The sequence below is a fragment of the Alcanivorax sp. HI0083 genome, assembly GCF_001635175.1.
The window spans coordinates 1-640 of the sequence record NZ_LWFX01000589.1 but is presented as its reverse complement, the minus strand read 5'-3'; the positions used below and the strand labels follow the sequence as shown (position 1 = coordinate 640).

The window sequence follows — 640 nt, the reverse complement described above, 5'->3', positions numbered from 1 at the left end:
GCCAACACCAGTTTGAAAAAGTGGAGCTGGTGCAGATGGTGCGTGCAGAGGAATCCGATGCCGCTCTGGAAGCGCTCACCGGCCATGCCGAAGCGGTTTTGCAAAAACTGGATCTGCCTTACCGGGTGGTGATCCTGTGTGGCGGAGATTTGGGCTTTTCCTCGTCCAAAACCTACGACATCGAAGTCTGGCTGCCGAGCCAGCAGCGCTATCGGGAAATCTCTTCCTGCTCCAACTTTCAGGATTACCAGTCGCGCCGTATGCAGGCCCGCTGGCGTAATCCGGAAACCGGCAAGCCAGAATTGGTACACACTTTGAATGGGTCTGCCCTGGCAGTAGGGCGTACGCTGGTGGCGATTCTGGAGAACTATCAAAACGAAGATGGTTCCGTGACCGTGCCGGAGGCATTGCGTCCCTACATGAGAGGTCTGGAACGCCTGACGTAAGGCTGTTCTGGCGCAACGGCGGCGGATGCGGCAATGGGTGTTCGCCTATGGCAAACCTGTAACGAAGGGGTTCTGCCGTTTGCGCCAGGCGTAATGCATCTGGTGTCCGGCGTTTACCGGGAGCAAGCATGGAATTTTTACCGATCAGTTGGCGTTTGCAGGGCAAAGTGGCTCTGCTGGCTGGCGGCGGCGAA

Annotated in this window: 1 protein-coding gene; it reads left to right on the top strand. The window is 57.3% G+C overall.

Going from position 1 to position 640, the window contains the following annotated elements:
• A partial coding sequence (locus A3754_RS05965) for an aminoacyl--tRNA ligase-related protein (RefSeq protein WP_082904763.1) occupies nucleotides 1-446 on the top strand: 446 nt, incomplete at its 5' end.
• Between the last annotated feature and the right edge of the window lie 194 nt (nucleotides 447-640).